Below are 841 nucleotides of genomic sequence, written 5' to 3' on the forward strand. Positions count from 1 at the left end.
TCAGGTGTCTACCTAACAGGGGTCAGGTCCAGGAAACGACGGACTACAGCTGGTATTTCGCCCTAGGATGACCACGAATCCATATTGGATTGGTGTGCAAGGTGTCTATATCTGTTCACATTCCTCTCCACCAGGGGCTGGAGTTCATGGACTATGTGGAAAGAATGCCGCAACTGCGGCCTTTCGGGATCTCCAAAAAGGATCGACTTAAGCGGCCCTTCCGGTTTTCCCGCCGCCAGGTTTCGATCAGCTCAGGCACGGTGGGGGTTTCACCGACAAGATGTAGTGCAGCCCTACACCGATGAGTGCTTGTTTGTTCGCCGCGGAAAACATGCCCGCATCAGCAACGACGGTGACTTCATCGAGTTGATAGGCATCTTGGAAACGTGTGATCATCGGCAGCATCGTGTGGGTTTCTGCCGAGTTGCCAGCAAACGCGCCCACATGCAATGGAAACCCAGTGGCATCAGTAAGCAGCCCGACAAGGATTTGCGGCTCTACACGGCGCTCTTTGGAAAACCCGGGTTTGCGAAGCTCATCGGGAGTATCGGTTTCGAAGTACAAGGTGGTCACTGTCATACAAGATGAATGCGCCTGGCCCGATACCTGCATGATGGACCAACGCTTGGGTTAGTATTTCCCCGAATGAGGTCGTGAGGGGTTTGTGTGCGGTGGGCCACCACTAGGAGGTGGGCATTTTCGGGTCTGTACTTTTGGGGGCTAGGTATAAAAACGAAGAAAGAGACCATTGAAGCGGTTGTGCTTTAACGATCTCTTTGTTGCGTGTATTGAGTTGTTGTTTGTTGTTTAATGTCGGCGGTTTCTTACTCTCCCACAACCT

Annotated in this window: 2 pseudogenes; one reads left to right on the forward strand and one right to left on the reverse strand. The window is 52.3% G+C overall.

Going from position 1 to position 841, the window contains the following annotated elements:
- Positions 1–25 precede the first annotated feature (25 nt).
- Positions 26–211, forward strand: a pseudogene (locus HMPREF2537_RS13005) (FAD-dependent oxidoreductase); the annotation flags it as partial.
- Positions 212–232: 21 nt separating this feature from the next.
- Here HMPREF2537_RS13005 and HMPREF2537_RS13150 read toward each other — a convergent pair.
- Positions 233–634, reverse strand: a pseudogene (locus HMPREF2537_RS13150) (IS1634 family transposase); the annotation flags it as partial.
- Positions 635–841: the final 207 nt, after the last annotated feature.

Origin of the sequence: Corynebacterium sp. HMSC074E01 (assembly GCF_001808885.1) — a bacterium.
In the GTDB taxonomy this organism is placed as follows: Bacteria; Actinomycetota; Actinomycetes; order Mycobacteriales; family Mycobacteriaceae; genus Corynebacterium.